The sequence below is a fragment of the Campylobacter sp. BCW_6871 genome (assembly GCF_001762325.1).
Lineage (GTDB): Bacteria > Campylobacterota > Campylobacteria > Campylobacterales > Campylobacteraceae > Campylobacter_D > Campylobacter_D jejuni.
Genome location: NZ_MJWQ01000049.1, coordinates 1 through 1553, shown reverse-complemented (window position 1 = coordinate 1553; position 1553 = coordinate 1). Strand labels below are relative to the sequence as shown.

Below are 1553 nucleotides of genomic sequence, written 5' to 3'. Positions count from 1 at the left end.
TTTAGATGATATGGTAAAACACAAACAAAGTGATGAAGTTTTTAAAGTGTTTTATAAAAAAGATGATAAAATAAGATTGCTTAGAGTTAGTAATATGCAAGCTTTAAATCGTTTTGATAAACTTAAAGGTGCAATGACAAAAATAATTTTAGATAGTGGTTTTAAACCTGATAAATAAAAAGGATTAATATGTGTAAAGATCAAGAATATATAGAGCAAATGAAAACTTTATTATTAAAAGGTTTTAAAGATGCCAAAGATGATAAAGTGTATCAAAAAGAACAGCTTGAACTTGCAGAAGCAGGAATTAATGATGGCTTAGAGGAGGATTAATTATATAATTAGCCATATATTTATATTAGTTTTTTTAAAAAACCGTTTTTACTATTCTTTAATCTTTTATATTGTATTTTGATTGTCTTATTTATGTAATTTTATATATAAAAAAAGTTTTTTCCAATTTTACAACAAAACCCTTTATGGTATAATAAAAATAAAAATTATATAAGAAAGGATATAAATGGCTATAAAAATTGAAATTAGCGGATTTGATAAGGATTTTTTACCTGTTTTTGAGAGTTTAGCTAAAAGCTTATCTCAAAAGCCTATTTTATCAATGTTTTTTCTTGTTTTTTGAGCAAAAACTTACGCATACCCTTTTTTCATTTTTTGTTTCTTTAACCTCTCAAAAAAATTTGTGCCTCATTAAAACTTGGAAATACATTATTTTTTCTTCCTGTACAACTTTTAAAACGCACATTTCCGTAAACTCTCTCAACCATATATTCCTCAAATAGAGTGGCAATAATTTCTATGCTATAATAGCGAATGTTTCCTTTCTCAGTTATTCTGTGCAACAAAACATTATTCATAAAAAAACCTAATTAAAAATTATTTATTTTATTCAAAAAATCATTTTTAAACATTTTTTCTATAGCAAGCTTAATCATTTGATTAATTTTCTCATTTTCTTTATTTGCATTAGAAATTTCATCTTTGTAAGTAGGAATCATCATTTCTATCATTTTTAATGTTTTTTCATCAAATAATACTCTTTTTGGAATTAATATTTCATTTTTTTGAATATTTTCATTATTTATTGTATTTTTTTCCATTTTTATCCTTTATTTGTTAAAATATATAAATTATACCATAATATTAATAAAAAATTGTATAAATAGACAAATAATGCAAAAATATAAATATTTTTATGGTATAATTTAAAATATATAACATAATCTTATTTCAAAATAAGCCTATTAAAATATATATTTTGGTATTAACACAAGCAAATAAATATAACATAATATATTATTATGTTATAAAAAAAGGATATAAATAAAATGAAACTTAAAAATACTACAATAAGCGAAGATTTAGAGCGTTGGATAGAAGCTTATTTGAAACATATTCAAGCATTATCCTATTCAAATAATACTTTTTTACTTTATAGGCGTATTTTACTAGAATTTGTAGAATATTCTTTAGATTATCAAGATGAAATGCAAATAAACGATATAAAAACGACTTTTTTAGTCAATTTTCTTAATTAT

General features: G+C 21.6%; 4 protein-coding genes. 2 read left to right on the top strand and 2 right to left on the bottom strand.

What is annotated here, in order from left to right:
* The first annotated feature begins 189 nt into the window (after positions 1–189).
* Positions 190–333: a hypothetical protein gene (locus AJ930_RS10335; protein WP_002782730.1), complete on the top strand. Its 144-nt coding sequence runs from the start codon at positions 190–192 to the stop codon at positions 331–333.
* Positions 334–677: 344 nt separating this feature from the next.
* On the opposite strand, the gene AJ930_RS05460 is transcribed toward AJ930_RS10335, so the two are convergent.
* Together AJ930_RS05460 and AJ930_RS05455 are read right to left on the bottom strand one after the other, a co-directional pair.
* Positions 678–872, bottom strand: coding sequence for a polymerase (locus AJ930_RS05460; protein WP_237925297.1), 195 nt, complete (start codon positions 870–872; stop codon positions 678–680).
* 12 nt (positions 873–884) lie between these two features.
* Positions 885–1115, bottom strand: a complete 231-nt coding sequence (locus AJ930_RS05455) for a hypothetical protein (RefSeq protein ID WP_044779695.1) — start codon at positions 1113–1115, stop codon at positions 885–887.
* 228 nt (positions 1116–1343) lie between these two features.
* On the opposite strand from AJ930_RS05455, the gene AJ930_RS05450 reads away from it, so the two are divergent.
* Positions 1344–1553 (top strand): hypothetical protein (locus AJ930_RS05450; protein WP_070274974.1); only part of this gene is annotated, 210 nt, incomplete at its 3' end.